General features: G+C 53.4%; 19 protein-coding genes. 16 read left to right on the forward strand and 3 right to left on the reverse strand.

The genetic code is table 11. The features are described from left to right. Positions 1-112 precede the first annotated feature (112 nt). The 15 genes from AB0A83_RS04065 to AB0A83_RS04135 all read left to right on the forward strand — a co-directional run bounded on the left by AB0A83_RS04065 (position 113) and on the right by AB0A83_RS04135 (position 13,144). Positions 113-1,093, forward strand: coding sequence for an SIS domain-containing protein (locus AB0A83_RS04065; RefSeq protein WP_150046964.1), 981 nt, complete (start codon positions 113-115; stop codon positions 1,091-1,093). 6 nt (positions 1,094-1,099) lie between these two features. Then, on the forward strand, positions 1,100-1,645 hold the full coding sequence (gene kdsC / locus AB0A83_RS04070) for a 3-deoxy-manno-octulosonate-8-phosphatase KdsC (protein WP_367155473.1): 546 nt from the start codon (positions 1,100-1,102) through the stop codon (positions 1,643-1,645). Further along, complete coding sequence (gene lptC / locus AB0A83_RS04075) at positions 1,642-2,208, forward strand: LPS export ABC transporter periplasmic protein LptC (RefSeq protein WP_150046967.1); 567 nt, start codon at positions 1,642-1,644, stop codon at positions 2,206-2,208. Before kdsC ends, lptC begins: the two co-directional genes overlap by 4 nt. After that, positions 2,195-2,701: a lipopolysaccharide transport periplasmic protein LptA gene (gene lptA / locus AB0A83_RS04080; protein WP_150046970.1), complete on the forward strand. Its 507-nt coding sequence runs from the start codon at positions 2,195-2,197 to the stop codon at positions 2,699-2,701. The genes lptC and lptA overlap by 14 nt, the downstream gene beginning before the upstream one ends. A 1-nt stretch (position 2,702) precedes the next feature. Further along, the gene (gene lptB / locus AB0A83_RS04085) at positions 2,703-3,428 is read left to right on the forward strand and encodes an LPS export ABC transporter ATP-binding protein (protein ID WP_150046972.1); all 726 of its coding nucleotides are present in this window, start codon (positions 2,703-2,705) and stop codon (positions 3,426-3,428) included. A 14-nt stretch (positions 3,429-3,442) separates the two neighbouring features. Further along, entirely contained in the window at positions 3,443-4,879 is a 1,437-nt protein-coding gene (locus AB0A83_RS04090) for an RNA polymerase factor sigma-54 (RefSeq protein WP_150046974.1), read from the forward strand. A gap of 41 nt (positions 4,880-4,920) precedes the next feature. Continuing rightward, on the forward strand, positions 4,921-5,211 hold the full coding sequence (raiA, locus tag AB0A83_RS04095) for a ribosome-associated translation inhibitor RaiA (RefSeq protein WP_150046976.1): 291 nt from the start codon (positions 4,921-4,923) through the stop codon (positions 5,209-5,211). Positions 5,212-5,268: 57 nt separating this feature from the next. Next, positions 5,269-6,126 carry an RNase adapter RapZ gene (gene rapZ, locus AB0A83_RS04100; protein ID WP_150046978.1) on the forward strand — a complete coding sequence of 286 codons (858 nt, stop codon included), beginning with the start codon at positions 5,269-5,271 and terminating at the stop codon, positions 6,124-6,126. A 31-nt stretch (positions 6,127-6,157) separates the two neighbouring features. Then, positions 6,158-7,516, forward strand: a complete 1,359-nt coding sequence (gene mgtE / locus AB0A83_RS04105; protein WP_367155474.1) for a magnesium transporter — start codon at positions 6,158-6,160, stop codon at positions 7,514-7,516. 72 nt (positions 7,517-7,588) lie between these two features. Next, positions 7,589-8,329 carry a septum site-determining protein MinC gene (gene minC / locus AB0A83_RS04110; protein ID WP_150046982.1) on the forward strand — a complete coding sequence of 247 codons (741 nt, stop codon included), beginning with the start codon at positions 7,589-7,591 and terminating at the stop codon, positions 8,327-8,329. A 21-nt stretch (positions 8,330-8,350) separates the two neighbouring features. Continuing rightward, on the forward strand, positions 8,351-9,163 hold the full coding sequence (gene minD / locus AB0A83_RS04115) for a septum site-determining protein MinD (protein WP_150046983.1): 813 nt from the start codon (positions 8,351-8,353) through the stop codon (positions 9,161-9,163). Then, complete coding sequence (minE, locus tag AB0A83_RS04120; protein WP_150051785.1) at positions 9,163-9,417, forward strand: cell division topological specificity factor MinE; 255 nt, start codon at positions 9,163-9,165, stop codon at positions 9,415-9,417. The genes minD and minE overlap by 1 nt, the downstream gene beginning before the upstream one ends. Positions 9,418-9,494: 77 nt before the next feature. After that, positions 9,495-9,692 carry a winged helix-turn-helix domain-containing protein gene (locus tag AB0A83_RS04125; RefSeq protein WP_150046985.1) on the forward strand — a complete coding sequence of 66 codons (198 nt, stop codon included), beginning with the start codon at positions 9,495-9,497 and terminating at the stop codon, positions 9,690-9,692. Between the two features lie 232 nt (positions 9,693-9,924). Next, on the forward strand, positions 9,925-12,702 hold the full coding sequence (locus AB0A83_RS04130) for a glycosyltransferase (RefSeq protein WP_150046987.1): 2,778 nt from the start codon (positions 9,925-9,927) through the stop codon (positions 12,700-12,702). Positions 12,703-12,829: 127 nt separating this feature from the next. Beyond that, positions 12,830-13,144: a hypothetical protein gene (locus AB0A83_RS04135; RefSeq protein WP_150046988.1), complete on the forward strand. Its 315-nt coding sequence runs from the start codon at positions 12,830-12,832 to the stop codon at positions 13,142-13,144. A 100-nt stretch (positions 13,145-13,244) separates the two neighbouring features. On the opposite strand, the gene AB0A83_RS04140 is transcribed toward AB0A83_RS04135, so the two are convergent. From AB0A83_RS04140 to AB0A83_RS04150, 3 genes are all read right to left on the reverse strand, one after another. Continuing rightward, positions 13,245-13,463: a Nif11-like leader peptide family natural product precursor gene (locus AB0A83_RS04140; RefSeq protein WP_150046990.1), complete on the reverse strand. Its 219-nt coding sequence runs from the start codon at positions 13,461-13,463 to the stop codon at positions 13,245-13,247. A 199-nt stretch (positions 13,464-13,662) separates the two neighbouring features. Beyond that, positions 13,663-15,363, reverse strand: a complete 1,701-nt coding sequence (locus tag AB0A83_RS04145) for an AAA family ATPase (RefSeq protein ID WP_367155475.1) — start codon at positions 15,361-15,363, stop codon at positions 13,663-13,665. Then, entirely contained in the window at positions 15,360-16,706 is a 1,347-nt protein-coding gene (locus AB0A83_RS04150; protein WP_367155476.1) for a (Fe-S)-binding protein, read from the reverse strand. Before AB0A83_RS04150 ends, AB0A83_RS04145 begins: the two co-directional genes overlap by 4 nt. Before the next feature lie 232 nt (positions 16,707-16,938). Here AB0A83_RS04150 and AB0A83_RS04155 point away from each other — a divergent pair, with 232 nt between their 5' ends. Next, on the forward strand, positions 16,939-17,241 hold the full coding sequence (locus AB0A83_RS04155) for a DUF6156 family protein (RefSeq protein WP_150046996.1): 303 nt from the start codon (positions 16,939-16,941) through the stop codon (positions 17,239-17,241). The last annotated feature ends 144 nt before the right edge of the window (positions 17,242-17,385 follow it).

The following is a 17,385-nucleotide window of genomic DNA, read 5'->3' on the forward strand; positions in this document are numbered from 1 at the left end:
AACTGTAATCGGCTATTGTCCCCGACCCGCCGAGAACAAGTCAATGACTCGGGATGAAAACACAGGCCATAACATGCAATAATAGTACCTTTTTTAACGCGGCAAATTGGCGATGGGTTTTCAGCAAGATCAGGACGTTCAGGCATTGGCGCTCGCGGTGATACAAACCGAGATGCAGGCCGTGGCCGATCTGGTGGAACGCATAGACCGACAATTCGTAGCCGCCTGTCGGCAACTGCTGGCTTGCCAAGGCCGCGTGGTCGTCACCGGCATGGGCAAGTCCGGACATATCGCCGGCAAAATCGCCGCAACCCTGGCCAGTACCGGTACCCCGGCGTTTTTCGTGCATCCCGGCGAAGCCAGTCACGGGGATTTGGGCATGATCACTCGCCAGGACGTGGTGTTGGCTTTATCCAATTCCGGCAACACCGAAGAAATTTTGACTATCCTACCCATCATTAAGCGCTTGGGGGTGCCGTTAATCGCGATGACCGGCAATCCGGAGTCGCCGTTGGCTCAGTTTGCCAGCGTACATATCAACGTCGGCGTGTCGCAGGAAGCCTGTCCGCTGGGTTTAGCTCCCACCTCCAGTACCACCGCGGCTTTGGTGATGGGAGACGCATTGGCGGTATCTTTGTTGCAGGCGCGGGGGTTTACCCGCGACGACTTCGCGCTGTCGCATCCGGGGGGCAGCTTGGGCAAGCGCCTGCTGTTGCAAGTGCAGGACGTCATGCACTGCAACGGGGAAATACCCAAGGTGTCCGATGCCGTTTTGGTTAAACAGGCTTTGCTGGAGATGACCGACAAGAAACTCGGCATGACCGCCGTGGTCAACGGCGAGGGCAAAGTGAGGGGCATATTTACCGACGGCGACTTGCGCCGCATGCTGGAGAAAAATCTGGATGTACACACGACGCCGGTGTCCGAGGTTATGACCGAAACCTGTACTACGATTGCGGCGGACATCCTGGCTGCAGAAGCGATGCAAATTATGGAAACCAAGAAAATCAACGCCTTGCTTGTGGTAGACGCCGACAAGAGCCTGCTCGGCGCGTTGAATATGCACGATCTGTTGCGCGCGGGTTTGCGCTAATCGGCGATGATGGAAGCGCTCAATCATTTAAGCGGCGAACAGCGCGCCAAAATCAGCCGGCTGAAATTGCTGATTTTGGACGTTGACGGCGTACTCACCGACGGCAGGCTGTTTTTCGACGATAGCGGCAAGGAGTACAAATGCTTTCACGCCCGCGACGGCCACGGCATTAAATTGTTGCGGCAAACCGGCGTGGAAGTTGCGGTCATTTCCGGTCGCAAGTCGCATTCCGTGACGCTTAGGATGCAAAGTTTGGGGGTTGACCGGGTTTATCAAGGTCACGAAAACAAACGGGCCGCCTTCGCCGAGCTGTTGGACGCGCTGGATCTAAAAGCCGGTCAAGCCGCCCACGTCGGCGACGATATTTTAGACTTGCCCATCATGACTCAGGTCGGATTTGCGGTGGCGGTTGCCGACGCGCATTTCGCGGTCAGGCAACGCGCCGATTGGTGCACTCAAAATCCCGGCGGTTTAGGCGCGGTTCGCGAGGTATGCGATCTGATCATGCTGGTACAAAACACCTTCGACGCGGCGCTAAAGGCTTACTTATGAGCTTTTGGGACAAATATCAGCTATACGTTTACGTAGCTTTGCTGGCGCTGGCCTCGTGGTGGCTGCAGCAGCGTTACGAACAACAACAAGCGGAAATCAAAGTGGCCGAAAACAGCCCGGATTTTTATAGCGAAAGCTACAGCAAAGTACAAATGGACACGGACGGCCTACCGAAAAACCAATTGCACGCCAAAGCGATGCAACATTACAAAGCGGACGGGACAACCCACTTGCAGCAGCCGGTGATGACCTTGTTCAACGCCAACGCGGCGCCTTGGCTGATAACCGCCGATAGCGCAATCTTGGCGGCCGACGGCGATCATTTGCAGCTAAACGGCGAAACCCACATCAGCCGGGAGGCGCGTGTCGGTAAGCCTGCGTTGCGAGTCAATACTTCCGACTTAAACGTCGTACTCTCGACGCATTACGCCGAAACCGCGGCGTGGGCGGAGATTGTCAGTGTGCCCAACAAAACCGCGGGCATCGGTATGGAAGTGACCTTTGTCAGTCCGGTTAACTTGAAGCTATTGTCCAAGGTAAAAGGGCGTTATGAAGTTAAATAAAATAATGCTGAGCGTTTTTATCCCGTTATTGGCCGTACAGCCGATAGCCGCCTTAGAATCGGATCCCGAGCAACCGGTTTACATCGACTCGGACCAGGCCACTTACAACGAAAAAGCCGAAACCAGTACTTATACCGGCAACGTGGTAGCGACCCAGGGCAGTATCAAAATCGATGCCGACAAGCTGGTGGTGTATCTGAAAAACGGCGACATCGTCAAGCTGGTCGCGACCGGGAATCCGTCCAAATTCAAGCAATTGCCGGCCGCCGGCAAAGACGAAATTCACGGCGAGGGCTTGGTGAACGAGTTTTATCCGGACAAAAATCTGTTGATTTTCACCAAAAACGCTTCGGTGTGGCAGGGCGACGCCCGGCAATCCAGCGATTACATCGAGTACGACACCAAAAATTCGTTGCTGAAAGCCGGCGAGGCCAGTTCGGACGGGAAACGCGTACATTCCGTGATCAAACCTAAAGCGAAAAAAACTCCCTGATATGGCCCGGCTGCGCGCGAACCAACTCTTCAAAAGCTATAACCGGCGCAACGTGGTCGACGGCGTCAGCCTGCAGGTCGATACCGGCGAGGTAGTCGGCTTGCTCGGTCCAAACGGCGCCGGCAAGACTACCAGTTTCTATATGCTGGTCGGTCTGATCAAGGCCGAGGCCGGCGAAATTTTTCTGGACGAGCTAAGCATCACCCATCACCCTATGCACCGGCGCGCCCGCCTGGGTATCGGTTATTTGGCCCAGGAAGCGTCGGTGTTTCGCAAATTGAACGTAGCCGACAACCTGCGGGCGGTGCTGCAAATCCGTAACGATTTGACCGACGGCCAGATCGAATTGATGATAGACGAACTGTTGGGCGAGTTCGGCATCAGCCACTTGCGCAGCCAAATCGCACTGGGATTGTCCGGCGGAGAAAGGCGTCGGGTCGAAATAGCCAGGGCTCTCGCCTCCGAGCCGCAATTTATTTTGCTCGACGAACCTTTTGCCGGCGTAGATCCCATCTCGGTATTAGAATTGCAAAAAATCATCGCGCATTTGAAAAATCGCGGTATAGGGATATTGATCACCGAACACAAAGTTAGGGAAACTCTGCAAATATGCGACCGGGCCTACATTATGAATGCCGGCCGCGTGATCGCCGAAGGGCCGTCGCGCGAGTTGGTCGATAATGAGGAAGTACGCCGGGTATATCTGGGCGACACATTTAGTCTATAGCGATCCGAATAGTTATGAAGCAATCCTTACAACTTCGCATCGGTCAAAGCTTGACCATGACGCCGCAGCTGCAGCAGGCCATCAAGCTGCTGCAGATGTCGACCTTGGACCTGCAACAAGAAATTCAGCAGGCACTCGAATCCAACATGATGCTGGAAATCGAAGAAGACGATCTGCCGACGTTGGAATATCGGGATAAGAAAGCCGACAACAACGACCAAATGACCAGCGAGGGTTCGCAAACCGATATGCCGGACGAACTGCCGGTCGACGTTAGTTGGGACGACGTTTACGAAAGCACGCTGCCGACCGGAGAAGATGGCTCGGACAGTAGCGAATTCGAAACTTTTCGCGGTAAAACCCAAACCTTGCAAGATCATTTGCTTTGGCAATTGGATTTAACGCATCTCTCCGAACGCGACTACGCAATAGCCACCGCCATTATCGACGCCATCAACGATGACGGCTACATCACCGGCGAATTGCACGATATTTACCAAGGTCTGCTGGAACAATTGGACGATTTGGAAATGGACGAAGTGCAGGCCGTGCTGCACATGATTCAAAATTTCGATCCGGTCGGCGTGGGCGCGTTGAACTTGGCCGATTGCCTGTGTTTACAGCTAAGGCAACTGCCGGACGATACCCCTTACAAGGAAGATGCTCTGGAATTTGCCGGCCGCCATCTGGAGTTGCTGACCAGTTGCGATCAAGCCCGTTTGATCAAACGGGTTGGTTTCAGCGAAGAACAGCTGAAAGGTGTTCTGGCCCTGATTCGCAGCCTGGACCCTAAGCCGGGCGCGAGGCTGCAGGAAGCCGACGTCGAATACGTGGTCCCCGACGTGTTCGTTGCCAAGGTAAAAGACCAATGGCAAGTGGCCTTGAATCCCGACATCGCGCCCAAATTGCGCATCAATCCGTTTTATTCGGGCATGATCAAACGGGCCGACAACAGTCAAGACAATGTCAGCATGAAGAACCATTTGCAGGAAGCACGCTGGTTCATCAAAAGTTTGCACAGCCGCAACGATACCTTGTTGCGGGTGGCCAAAAGCATTGTGGAAAAACAAGGCGAGTTCTTCGAGCATGGCCCCATCGCGATGAAAGCCATGGTGCTAAGAGACATCGCCGAAGAACTGGATTTGCATGAATCGACCATCTCGCGGGTCACCACGCAAAAATACATGCACACTCCGCAAGGCGTCATCGAATTCAAATATTTCTTTTCCAGCCACGTCAGCACCGACAGCGGCGGCGAATGCTCGGCTACGGCAATACGGGCGTTAATCAAAGAACTGGTCGGCAACGAAAACCCGGCCAAACCCTTAAGCGATAGTAAAATATCCGACTTATTGAACGAGAAAGGCATCAATGTGGCGCGTCGTACCATCGCCAAATACCGCGAAGCCATGTCGATTCCTTCCACCAGCCAAAGGAAACGGCTAATTTAACCGAAACAGGAAGCACATTTTCTATAAACAGGAGTATTTCCATGCAAATCAGTATCACAGGCCATCACGTTGAAGTTACCGAAGCGTTAAAAGCCCATGTAGAAGATAAAATCAGCAAGCTGAAACGCCATTTCGATAACGTGGTGGATGTACATGTCATTCTGACCGTCGAAAAGCTGGAACAAAAAGCCGAAGCCACGGTACAAGTATCCGGTGCCAAACTGTACGCCGACGATACCCAAGAAGACATGTACGTCGCTATCGATAATATGGTCGATAAATTGGATAGACAAATCGTCAAACACAAGGAAAAATTGCAAAATCACCGTTAAGCGTACCCTAACTTCGACAGGGCGAAGCCGGATTCGCCCTGTTTTCCGGCTCCATTTATGAAACTGGTCATCATCAGCGGCCTATCAGGCTCGGGAAAGAGTATCGCCCTGGATACATTGGAAGATTGCGGTTATTACTGCATCGACAATTTGCCGGTAACCTTGCTGCAAGGCTTCATCGATCATATTCTGTTGGAGCGCAATACCACTTACAACAAGACTGCAATCGGCATAGACGCCAGGAATCAAACCGAGAAGTTGGCGGATTTCCCCGACAATCTCAAATACATCCGCGATAAAGGCATAGACTGCGAAGTGGTCTACATGCAGGCCGAGGAACGCATATTGCTTAAACGCTACAGCGAAACCCGCCGCCGCCACCCTCTGACCACCGCGGCACGCACCCTGCCGGAAGCCTTGGAAATCGAGCAGGAAGTGTTGCGTCCCGTAGCCTTGCATGCCGATATCGTCATCGACACCAGTTACACGCAATATTACCAATTGCGCGATTTGCTCAAAAACCGCTTGGGCGAGAAGGGCAAAAGCAATTTATCCGTGTTGTTTCAATCGTTCGGCTTTAAATTCGGCATCCCGCTGGACGCGGATTTTGTGTTCGACGCCCGTAGCTTGCCCAATCCGTACTGGGTGGCCGAATTGCGCGGCTTGACCGGACAAGATCAGCCGGTGATCGACTTTCTGCAAAACGAAACCATCGTTAAAGAATATTTACACGACATCAGCCAATTCATTGAACGTTGGGCGCCGCGCTTCGAGTCGGATAACCGCAGCTATCTGACGATTGCCGTCGGATGCACCGGCGGTCAGCACCGTTCGGTGTACTTAGTGGAAATGCTGGGCAAGCAATTTCGCCAAACTGCGTCCAACATCATCGTCAGACACCGCGAATTGCGTTAACCCTCTTTTTGCGCCAATCCATGCCTTGATTATGACTGCCGTACTTCAGTTAGAAAATCCCAGACACCTGTTAGATAGAGCCGGCTTGATTTTGGAGAAAGGTTCCATCGTCGAAATTCGCAATTTCGTGCACACGCTATATCCGGCCGAAACCGCGCATATCCTGGAAGCCTTGGAGCCGGAGCAGCGTGCGAAAATATGGGCAGTCATTCCACCCAGCGTGATGGGGGAAATATTGGTCGAAGTCAACACCGAGGTCGGCGGCAACTTGGTGAAAATGACCGATCGCAAGGACTTAATCGCCGCCTGCGAAAACGTAGATTCCGACAACGTAGTCGACCTATTGCACGTGCTCCCGGAGCCGCTGCTGTCGCAAGTGGTGGAAGCCATCGGTACGCATAACCGCAGCCGTTTGGAACACAATTTGCGCTACGACGAGCACAGTGCGGCCGGGTTGATGTCGCACGACGTGATTACCGTGCGTGCCGACGTCACGCTGGACGTAGTCGCGCGCTATTTGCGCTTGCGCGGAAAAATTCCGGCGACTACCGACAGCTTGATCGTGGTGGACCGTAAAGAACAGTTTCAAGGCGTATTGCCGTTAAGCCAGTTTTTATCCAAGGATCCGCACAAAAAAGTGATCGACGTGATGGACAACCGGGCTAAAGGCGTGCCCTACAACATGCCTGTGCGCGACGTCGTCAAACTATTCGAGCAACGCAAACTATTGTCCGTGCCGGTGCTTGCCGACGACGGCAAGGTGTTGGGGCGGATTACCATAGACGACGTGATCGGCGAAATACGCGAGGAAGCCGAGCATTCTCTGATGGGTATGGCCGGCTTGAACGAAGAACAGGATATGTTTGCGCCGGTGACGACCAGCACCCGCCGCAGGGCTATCTGGCTGGGAATCAACCTGCTGACTGCGTTCTTGGCTTCTTGGGTGATCGATTTGTTCGAAGATACGATTTCGCAAATTGTCGCGCTTGCGGTATTGATGCCCATCGTCGCCAGCATGGGCGGTATCGCCGGCAGCCAAACCCTAACCCTAGTGGTTCGCGGTTTAGCGTTGCAACAAATTTCGGCAGCAAACGTCTGGAGTCTATTGTTCAAGGAAATTTCGGTCGGTGTGCTGAACGGCATGATCTGGTCCGCCATTGTTGCCGGCGTCGCCAGCTTTTGGTTCCACAACGTCGATTTGGGCCTGATGCTGGGAGCGGCGATGATGATCAATCTAGTCTGTGCCGCCTTGTCCGGCGTCGCGATTCCGGTTGCGCTGGAACGTATCGGCATAGACCCGGCGCTGGCCGGCGGGGTGCTGCTGACCACCGTTACCGACGTGGTCGGGTTTATGGCTTTTCTGGGTTTGGCGACATTGTTTCTGCTTTAAGTGTGGCCATGCTTTTTCCTATGGAAGATGATAGTATTCTGAAACAACCTGCTGATCCGGTATGAAAAATCTATGTCCATCAGTCCAATGCCCGTACAGAAAATCGTTTTGGAGTTCAAAAGCACGTCCCTGACCCTCCCGGTATTACTTCTGTCCAGCACTGACCTAAACCTGATAGAACAGCAACTGCAAGATAAAATTGCCCAGGCACCCGAGTTTTTCAAGCATTCTCCGCTTTTGATCGACTTACAAAAGTTAAACGCTAGCGAGCAAGAGCTTGATGCCGAAGCCCTTATTCATTTGGTGCGCGGTTTGGAACTACTCCCTATCGGGATCCGCGGCGGGACCGAAGCGCAAAACCGCATGGCGTTAGCTAACGGTTTACCGGTACACGCATTGCACGGCAGTGCTTCATCGCCGAGTGCCAAACCCGCGCCTAAGCCGCTGACGGTACCGGAAACCGGTCAGGAAAAACCGCAAACTCAGTCCGTCGAAAATAAATTGCTGACCCAGCCCGTTCGTTCCGGGCAGCGTGTGTATGCCAAAGGCGATTTGATCATTACCGCTACCGTCAGCGCCGGCGCGGAAATCATGGCGGAAGGCAATATTCATGTGTACGGTAGCCTACGCGGCAGAGCCTTGGCCGGCGTACAAGGCAATCCGGATAGCCGGATATTCTGCTCCGATTTACAAGCCGAGCTGATTTCCATTGCCGGCATTTACCAATTGAGCGACGATATTAAGCCGGACATGGCACACAAGCCGGTGCAAATCAGCTTGGACAATCAAACATTGATAATTAAAGAAATATAAGCACGTTTCGGAGGAACAACATTGGCCAGAATTATCGTGGTAACGTCGGGAAAAGGTGGAGTGGGCAAAACCACAACCAGCGCGGCTGTCGCAATGGGCCTGGCAAAAAGAGGCCACAAAACCGCCGTGATCGATTTCGATGTGGGCTTGCGTAATTTGGACCTGATCATGGGCTGCGAACGCCGGGTGGTTTACGACTTGATTAACGTAATCAACAACGAAGCCAGTTTGAATCAAGCGTTGATCCGGGACAAGCGTTGCGACCAGCTCTACATACTGCCGGCCTCGCAGACGCGCGACAAAGATGCGTTGAGCATAGAAGGCGTCGAGCGTATCCTCGAAGAGCTGTCCAAAGATTTTAAATACATCGTCTGCGACTCTCCCGCCGGCATAGAAAGAGGTGCGACTTTGGCCATGTATTTTGCCGACGACGCATTCGTCGTGACCAATCCGGAAGTCTCTTCCGTCCGGGATTCCGACCGGATGTTAGGCATACTGGCCAGCAAATCCCGCCGTGCCGAGCGTGGCGAAGAGCCGATTAAAGAATACTTGTTACTGTCCCGCTATTCGCCGGATCGAGTCAAACTCGGCGAAATGCTCAGCGTCGAGGACGTGCAGGAAATCCTATCCCTGCATTTGTTGGGCGTAATCCCGGAGTCCAAATCGGTTTTGAACGCGTCAAACTCCGGTACACCCGTTATCCTGGACGAACAAAGCGACGCCGGCCAAGCGTATCAAGACATCGTCGCCCGTTATCTGGGCGAAGATAAACCCCACCGTTTCATTGAGGAAGAGAAAAAAGGCTTGTTTAGTAAGCTGTTAGGGAGAAAATGATGAGTCTCTTGGATTATTTCAGGGCATCTAAACCCAGTTCCGCTTCGGTAGCCAAAGAACGCCTGCAAATTCTGGTGGCCCACGAACGAGCGTCGCGCAATCAGCCGTCCTACCTGCCGCAATTGCAGCAAGAACTACTGGAAGTGATACGCAAATACGTCAACGTCGGCCAAGATGCCATTACTGTAAATTTCGAACAGGACGGCAATCAGGAAACCTTGGAGTTGAACATCGTGCTGCCGGACGAGCGTTGATTCTCATGGCACCATTGTCCGGATGCCGCCGAGCGGCGTCCGTAACCGGTCTTTTTGCTGCAATGTGAGGTGTTGAAATGAGAGAAGTAATAGGTGAAGCCGCCGGTAAAATCTGGCACTATCTAAACGACAACGGCGCCGCCAGCGTCACTAAAATCACCACGGAAACCGGTTTGGGTAAAAACGAGGTGCAACGCGCCATCGGCTGGTTGTTAATGGAAGATAAATTGAACATCGAGGTAGTCGGCCGCGCCGAAACCGTGTCGTTAAAATAAGTTTACGTTTCTCAACCCTGCTTTAAGTTCAGCCTAAGCGATTACCGGCATCGTGGCACAACCATGATGCCGAGCTCGGGTATGAACTGCAGGGTTTTTTATTGCGCGATTTTTGCTGCTGTCATTCTCCGCACCGTGCGGCAAATCTACTACATTTGTTAGTATTACAAGCTTACCCGCTTACCATTCGTTACCACTTTCTCGCCTATTGCTTCGGAGTTTTACACTCGATATGAAAGCCAAAATAGCTACTTTGTTTTCGATTATTTTCCTGGTGTTGTTGAATTTCGCCATCTGGACTTACGTCAACAATCCACTCCAGCTCCCGCCTTGGAACAGTACCATGATGGGGGTGACTTATAACGGTTTACGCAAGGATTTCAGTCCGGAACTTAAAAATTACCCGACCCGCGAGCAAGTGCAGGAAGATTTCGAATTGCTTGCCGGTAAAGTTCATTCGATTCGTACCTATACCGCTTTGGAAGGTATGGAAGTCGTACCGGAAATCGCCGCCAAAAACGACATTAATCTGGCCATGGGCGCGTGGATAGACCTGTTCGCCGACACCACCACCGAACAGGATAAGGCCACGATAGAGCAAAGAAACCGCCGTGAAATCGAAAGTCTGGTCAACCTGACGAATCAATATCCTAAGACCATCGTTCGCACCTTGGTCGGTAACGAATCCTTGTTGCGCGCCCGCGGCATGATGGCCGACGCCGTCAAAGCCGATATGAGAGCGCAATACGGTGATCAATTGAGCCCGCAGGCGTTCGAAGACAAGGTCGAGGCCGAAATCAAGCTGCGGGTAGCCGAAAAAGCCAAACAATTAATCGAATACATTCGCGAAGTCAAAAAGCGCACCTGGAAGCCTGTCAGCACCTCGGAGACTTGGGATATCTGGGTTGCCAATCCGGAGCTGGTGGCCGAGGTCGACTACATAGGCGTGCACATTTTGCCTTACTGGGAAAACGTCCCCGTGGATCTTCCAGAAGGTGCCGAAGGTACCAGCGCCGTCGAGTATGTGTTCCAACGTTATTACGAATTGAAACAGCTGTATCCGGACAAACCGATTGTGATCACCGAGGCCGGCTGGCCGTCGGTCGGCCCGGAGCGCGGTTCGGCCACGGCCTCATTAATCAACCAAGCCAAATTTTTACGGGCGTTCCTGAACCGGGCGACCGCGGAAAAAGTGCTTTATTACGTCATCGAAGCCTTTGACCAACCCTGGAAGATTTCGATCGAGGGGACGGCAGGTGCTTATTGGGGCTTGTTCAATGCCGAACGTCAGCCCAAATTTCCCATGGAAGGCGAAGTGGTCGCCAATCCGATGTGGCGTAACTTCGCATCCGGCGCGGCGATACTCAGCGTGATCTTGATGGGCGCCTTTTTGTTTTCGCGGCGCAGCCTGAAGTTGCCGGGTAAGCTGGTATTCGGTGTTATCGCCAACTTGGCGGCTTCGGTGTTGTTCTGGTCCGCATCGATTGCGGCCGAGCAATATCAAACCGATTTTTCGGTGGTGTTCTGGGGAATACTCTTGATGATGCAAGCCATGGCGATATTGGTATTGTTGACCGAAACCCTGGAACTCACCGAAGTGTTGTGGCACCGCAAGGGCCGCCGTACCTTTAGCCCGTTGGCGCCGCATCCGGAATTCAAATTTCCGAAAGTCTCGATTCATTTGCCTATCCACAACGAACCGCCGGAAATGGTGCGCAAGACTCTGAATGCGCTGGCCAAGCTGGATTATCCGCATTACGAAGTATTGGTGATGGACAACAATACCAAAGACCCGGCGGTTTGGATGCCGGTGCAAACCGACTGCGACCGCTTAGGAGAGAAGTTTCGATTTTTCCATCTGGACAACTGGCCGGGCTATAAAGCCGGCGCTATCAATTATGCCTTGGAAAATACCGCAGCCGACGCGGAAATTATCGCCGTGATCGATAGCGATTACATCCTGTCGCCGGATTGGTTGAAATGCATGGTGCCGTATTTCGATAGGGAAAACGTCGGTTTCGTGCAGTCGCCTCAGGATTACCGCGACGCGCATCAAAGCTGGTTCAAGGATATGTGTTACTGGGAATATGCCGGTTTTTTCAATATCGGCATGGTGCAACGCAATGAATATAACGCGATTATCCAGCACGGCACGATGACCATGGTACGTAAATCGGCCTTCGAAAAAGTCGGCCCATGGGGTGAATGGTGTATTTGCGAGGATAGCGAATTGGGCTTACGCTTGTACGAAGCCGGTTACGATTCGGTGTATTGCAAGGAATCGTTCGGACGCGGCTTGATGCCGGACACCTTTTCCGGTTACATGACCCAAAGGTTTCGCTGGGTATACGGCGCCATGCAGATCATCAAAAAACATTGGCGGCATTTCTTGCCTAACAAGCGCTCGGCCCTGACTTCCGCGCAACGTTATTATTTCGTGGCCGGTTGGTTGCCGTGGTTTTCCGATGCTTTGGCTTTGCTGTTCACCATGGCCAGCTTGGTTTTGACCGCCATTCTGGTAGCTAACCCGCTGCATACCGAACTGCCGATCAATGCCTTTTTGTTACCCACCATAGGCCTGTTCGTGTTCAAGGTGTTGCGCGGCTTATGGCTGTACAAGGCCAGGGTGGCCTGTTCGATACTACAAGCCTTGGGCGCGGCCTTAGCCGGCTTGTCGTTAACGCACACGGTTGCCCGCGGTACCCTGCAAGGCTTGTTCACTTCCGGCAAACCGTTTATGCGCACGCCTAAATACGAGGCTCAAGGCCCGTTAATCGCGGGCTTGTTGGTCATTTGGCAAGAGCTGTTGCTGTTGAGTCTGTTGGTCGCCGGTATCGTCGCGATGCGGATGACCGAACAATTCGACACTACCAGCGGCCGGCTATGGGTGGCGGTACTCGCCGTGCAAGCGGTGCCCTATATCGCGACTTTTTTGACCATCATCATCAGCGTCGCGCCCAATTACTTTCCCGGCAAGCTATCGGCGGACGAACTGGACGCAGAAGCTTAATCCTACAGAAGCAGGCGGGAGGCCGCCCGTGGCCGCTCGCCTTAAGCAATGCCGGACGCGCAATAGGAGACGGGCGGTTTTTACGAATGAGGTAAAGCAAGCCGCCGGTCTAATTTAGGAGAAAACAATGAAGTTTAAAGTGAAACGACTGGTTGTGACGTTGACACTGCTCGCCGGGTTGCCGGTATACGCCCAGGAACCGCAAGGCAGCGAATTTTTGGATTTGATTCTATATAGACCGTTGGGTCTTGCGGCTACGGTAGCGGGTTGCGGGGCTTTCGTGGCCCTAGTGCCTTTCACGGCGTTCGCCAACATCAGTCCGCCGCACGATGCCTTTGATCTGACTGCCGACATGCTGATTTACAAACCGGCCGGCTTTACCTTCGACAGGCCGGTTGGCGTCCTCACTCCCGACGCGGATGGAAGATACAGACGCCATTGATTCCCTGGCCTCCGCCGCTCAGGCGGCGGTATGCGCTGCTTTGGGAACGGGCGCGGTGCCCGCCAAACCTTGAGCAGCGCAGTTCCTATCGAGCAGCTCCCTATGCGCGCAGCAAAGCTTTGATCAATTTTTCGGACAATTGCTCTTCGACGAATTGCGGCTCGTTAGGCGGATACAAAGACACTTCGTCGATTTCGAAGCCGTATTCGGCGCCCAGCGCAATCAGTTCTTTAATTTTCATACAGGCTTTCAATTTTTCTTTCAAGCCCTCGTCAACCTTAGACTTTTCTGAAAATTCTTTAATGACCTTAACAGACATAGATGACTCCGTAAAATAAACACAATTTAAGTGGAATATTCCGTTATCTCTATAAGCAAAAATATGACCAATTTATCCGGCTTAATCGAATCATTGAATATCAATGCCTTACAGTCAACAAGGAATTACGGTGATTCGATTGGCCGACAATTCGCGAGGCGTTTGTCGCTTTTACGACAATCCTCGCTTTGATAGTCTGTCAAGCTTGCGCCAAGGCTAAGCCGCGAAATACCGAACAGCGCTTGAATACCTCCATGGTCGGTGCCAATTGTTTTTGTTGACAAAATTTGGCGACCAGTTTGGTCAGCCCTTTGATGTCGCGGCCGGTGGCCTCGGGAAAGACCGCCGCCAATTCGTCGATCAAGCCTTCCGCCACCGGCAACGAGAATTGCTCGGTCATGACCCGCCAGATTTTGCAGCGGTCGACGTGGTCGGGGGAGTGATAGCGTATCATCGCGATACAGCGGGACACGATGGCTTCGTCGATGTCGTCCACCCGGTTGGTGGTCAAGAACAACAAGCCGTTGAAATATTCCAATACCCTTAAAAACACCCCGACCACCGCGTTGGACGCCAGATTGTCGGCGCGCTTTTTGATGTACACGTCGGCTTCGTCGATCAGCATGACAGCCCCCCAACGTTGAGCACGAATCAGGGTGTCTTTCAGGGTCTTTTCCATTTCGGCGACGTTCAGGCCCAATTGCCCGGAATGTACCCGGTACAAGGGGCGTTTGATGATCTCCGAATACACCTCCGCCGTCAGCGTTTTGCCCACCCCGGCCGGACCGGCGCACAACACTGTAGTACCGCCGGATTTACCGGCTACGATGTCGTCCATCAACATGTCCATTTCCGCCGTTAATATATCGATCAGATCGGTTTGCTCGGGCGGCAAAATCAACTTTTGTTTCAGTTCCGGCTGGTATTGGTAGGGCAGCATATCGTCGACGTATACCCACACGTGGTGGTGTAGCTCCAAATGAAACATCAAGATATAACCGTGTACCGGCAGCTCGGTGAACAGGCCGGCCGGAATTTCCTCTTTAAACGACTCCATGGCTTGCTCGGCCTTGCTGTCGTAACGCATGCTTCTACCGGCCTTGCGCAGGTATTTGCCGAGAATGTCGCCGGAGGCGTCCAAACTCAGCGCCCGCTCCGCCAAAATGTTTTCGTCGTTGACTAAACGGCAGGCGCCGCCGCCCGACGACATAATCACGGTGCTTTTGCGGGTCCAATCGTTGCTGCGCTGGTTAGCGGTGGGGTCCTCGGCGTAAATTCCGGTACCCCAACCTGAAAACTGTTCGCCGTAACGCGCCCGCCAATCGAAGTAGCGGGCGGAGGTTTCGTCGTAACTGGCAATCAAATCGGCGGTTTCTTTTAAAAAGCCTTTGGCGGCGAAAATCTCGGGGATGGTTTTACCGTCCAAATCTTTGGCGCGGATGATTAAGGTTTCGATGGCAATTTTGCCGCGACTATTGGCTTTCAACTCCAGCATAATCCGCCCGGCTTCTTCTTCGCCCGGCGGCGTGTAATCCAAGCGGGTAATCAAGTAGGCGTGGGTACGGCCGTTGCCCTGCACTTGAAACAACCAGCCGCGAATCGCGCCCTCCAGCAAATAACTGGCGATGTCGGGCAGCAACATTTCCAATTGGTCGGCGCCGTATCGGCTGCCCTGGTCGGCCAGGGCGCTTCTCAATGCCTTCAACATCGCAGCCTGTTGCTGCAAGGTATCGCCTTCCTGCGCGTACAAATCGGCGAGACTGCCTAACTCGGCGGGATTTAATTGGTCGTAAAGCACGTGTGCCTTGTTGCCGAAGCGTAAATGCTCGGACAGGCTATGCAAACGCGGATGTTCCGACATCAAGGGTTCGAGATGGCGTTTTTCTATGATTAGTTTCATGAACACGACTCCGGGGAAGGTAAGGCAAGACAAAGCAATTCGGCTAAATGCAACGGTTGGCTGAAACCGCCGTTGGCGATTTGTTGCTGACAGGAAAATCCGTTGCTCAGCAAGACGGCTTCGGGTGCGGACCGTAAGGCGGGGAATAACGCTAATTCCGCCATTTGTTGGGCGTGCGGGTGATGTTCGGCCTCCAAGCCGAAGTTGCCGGCCATGCCGCAACACGACGACTCGATCAACTCGAATTGCAAGCCGGGAATTTGTTTGAGCAGCTTACGCATGGACTTGACGGCCCCGACCGCTTTCTGGTGACAATGGCCGTGCATCAATACTTTGGGCAGCGCGGGGATGGCCGCGAACTGCAGGGTCCAACGGTTGCCGGTTTGCTCCCGGACGATGAACTCTTCCAGTAACAAAACTTTTTCGGCTAGTTTGCGCGCCGGTTCGCCCAAGCCCAATTTCAGGTATTCGTCGCGCAAGCTCAAGATACAAGACGGTTCCAAGCCGATGATAGTGCTGCCCGCGTCGATGTGCGGCAACAACGCTGCCAGCAAGCGCTGAGCCTCGCTCTTGGCCCGGTCGATCAAACCGTTGGAAAAATAGCTGCGGCCGCAGCACAAGGGACGGCGGGTTTTATCTTCCGCGCCGGCCACGTGCACGCGGTAACCGCCGGATTCCAACAAACGCACAGCGGCGTCCGCAGCGGCGGGGTTGAAATAGCGGCTGAAGGTGTCGACGAACAGCACCACGGAGCGATCATTCCGGTCGGCTAGGGCGGGTTTACACTGAAACGCCCGCTCGGCGGGTAACGGCAATGGCGCCGCCGCGCTAATACCCAAGTACTTTTCTCCCAGTGCTCTCAGCCAGAGGCTGGCGTTGCGCCGGGCGATCAGACGGCGTACGCCCGGCAGCGCCAGCAAACGCGGCGTTTCGGCCCATAAGCGGCGCCTGAGCGGTATGCCTTGTTGCGCCGTTTTTTGCGCCAAGAATTCGGCCTTGATCAAAGCCATATCCACTTCGTTTTCGCATTCCCGTTTGCAGCCTTTACAACTCACGCACAGCGCCATTGCTTGTTCCAGGCTTTTGTCGAACAAGGCCTGGGGGTTTTCGGCGTTCAACGCCGCTTTCAATAACTTGACTCTGCCGCCGGGCGACAGCAACGGATTGTCGCTGATCCGGTAACTCGGACACATCACCCCTTTAGCGGATTTTTGTTCGCATTGCCGGCTACCGATGCAGACAGCCACGGCTTTGGCAAAATCGGCGCCGTGTTTGGGAATGTCGGCATACGCATCGCCCATCCCGGCGTTTTCGTAAGACGACCAATCGAGAAACAGTTTCATAATGTCGTAGCGAGTTTAAAACCGGCTTCAAGCAAATTCGGCGCCAGCCAACAAAGTCCTTACCTTGGGGGCGGCGGCGGCGAAGCAATGTAGTAAGTCCTACAATTTTCCGACTTTCGGCCGCTAAACCGACAGCCAATTTCCATGAGGTCGCCGCCAAGCTTGGTCTTAGCGCAAAGGTCACGAGGCACAAACCTTGCTTTTGGTATGGTTTTATCAATGCGAAATCTTTATGAACTTGGACGATTACACTTGCCGTTATTTCATTAGCTATAGCGGCGTAAAACTGCCGTTGAAGCTGGTCAACGAATTCGAAGGCAGCGGTTTGGCTAACCGCAATACCTATTTTCGCGGCTATTTCGATACCGACCAGCGTTTAATCCGCTGCGAAAAACTGGTATACGGCGAAACCGAACTACTGCACGACTACCAATACGACGACAGCGGCGTACTGAGACGCGCCGAAATTACCGATGCGGACGGCGAACTGACCGTGTTGCATTTTGATGCGGCCGGGCAAGCCGTAGAAGAATAAACAGTCATAGCCTCGGCGCGTTGATTCCCGGCGCCGACCTATCGGTTAGGCTTGTCAACCCCGGATACGGCGTTCGACCGTGTTACACCGGGGGCATTGTGTTGGTCAATTAACAAGCAACCCAAAGGCAGCTTATTCTCCGAG

This window comes from Methylomonas sp. HYX-M1 (assembly GCF_040741385.1).
In the GTDB taxonomy this organism is placed as follows: Bacteria; Pseudomonadota; Gammaproteobacteria; order Methylococcales; family Methylomonadaceae; genus Methylomonas; species Methylomonas rhizoryzae.

Coding starts and splice junctions, on each gene's coding strand:
- AB0A83_RS04065 (WP_150046964.1), top strand. CDS start 113: ATGGGTTTTCAGCAAGATCAGGACGTTCAGGCATTGGCGCTCGCGGTG.
- kdsC (WP_367155473.1), top strand. CDS start 1,100: ATGATGGAAGCGCTCAATCATTTAAGCGGCGAACAGCGCGCCAAAATC.
- lptC (WP_150046967.1), top strand. CDS start 1,642: ATGAGCTTTTGGGACAAATATCAGCTATACGTTTACGTAGCTTTGCTG.
- lptA (WP_150046970.1), top strand. CDS start 2,195: ATGAAGTTAAATAAAATAATGCTGAGCGTTTTTATCCCGTTATTGGCC.
- lptB (WP_150046972.1), top strand. CDS start 2,703: ATGGCCCGGCTGCGCGCGAACCAACTCTTCAAAAGCTATAACCGGCGC.
- AB0A83_RS04090 (WP_150046974.1), top strand. CDS start 3,443: ATGAAGCAATCCTTACAACTTCGCATCGGTCAAAGCTTGACCATGACG.
- raiA (WP_150046976.1), top strand. CDS start 4,921: ATGCAAATCAGTATCACAGGCCATCACGTTGAAGTTACCGAAGCGTTA.
- rapZ (WP_150046978.1), top strand. CDS start 5,269: ATGAAACTGGTCATCATCAGCGGCCTATCAGGCTCGGGAAAGAGTATC.
- mgtE (WP_367155474.1), top strand. CDS start 6,158: ATGACTGCCGTACTTCAGTTAGAAAATCCCAGACACCTGTTAGATAGA.
- minC (WP_150046982.1), top strand. CDS start 7,589: ATGTCCATCAGTCCAATGCCCGTACAGAAAATCGTTTTGGAGTTCAAA.
- minE (WP_150051785.1), top strand. CDS start 9,163: ATGAGTCTCTTGGATTATTTCAGGGCATCTAAACCCAGTTCCGCTTCG.
- AB0A83_RS04125 (WP_150046985.1), top strand. CDS start 9,495: ATGAGAGAAGTAATAGGTGAAGCCGCCGGTAAAATCTGGCACTATCTA.
- AB0A83_RS04130 (WP_150046987.1), top strand. CDS start 9,925: ATGAAAGCCAAAATAGCTACTTTGTTTTCGATTATTTTCCTGGTGTTG.
- AB0A83_RS04135 (WP_150046988.1), top strand. CDS start 12,830: ATGAAGTTTAAAGTGAAACGACTGGTTGTGACGTTGACACTGCTCGCC.
- AB0A83_RS04140 (WP_150046990.1), bottom strand. CDS start 13,463: ATGTCTGTTAAGGTCATTAAAGAATTTTCAGAAAAGTCTAAGGTTGAC.
- AB0A83_RS04145 (WP_367155475.1), bottom strand. CDS start 15,363: ATGAAACTAATCATAGAAAAACGCCATCTCGAACCCTTGATGTCGGAA.
- AB0A83_RS04150 (WP_367155476.1), bottom strand. CDS start 16,706: ATGAAACTGTTTCTCGATTGGTCGTCTTACGAAAACGCCGGGATGGGC.
- AB0A83_RS04155 (WP_150046996.1), top strand. CDS start 16,939: ATGAACTTGGACGATTACACTTGCCGTTATTTCATTAGCTATAGCGGC.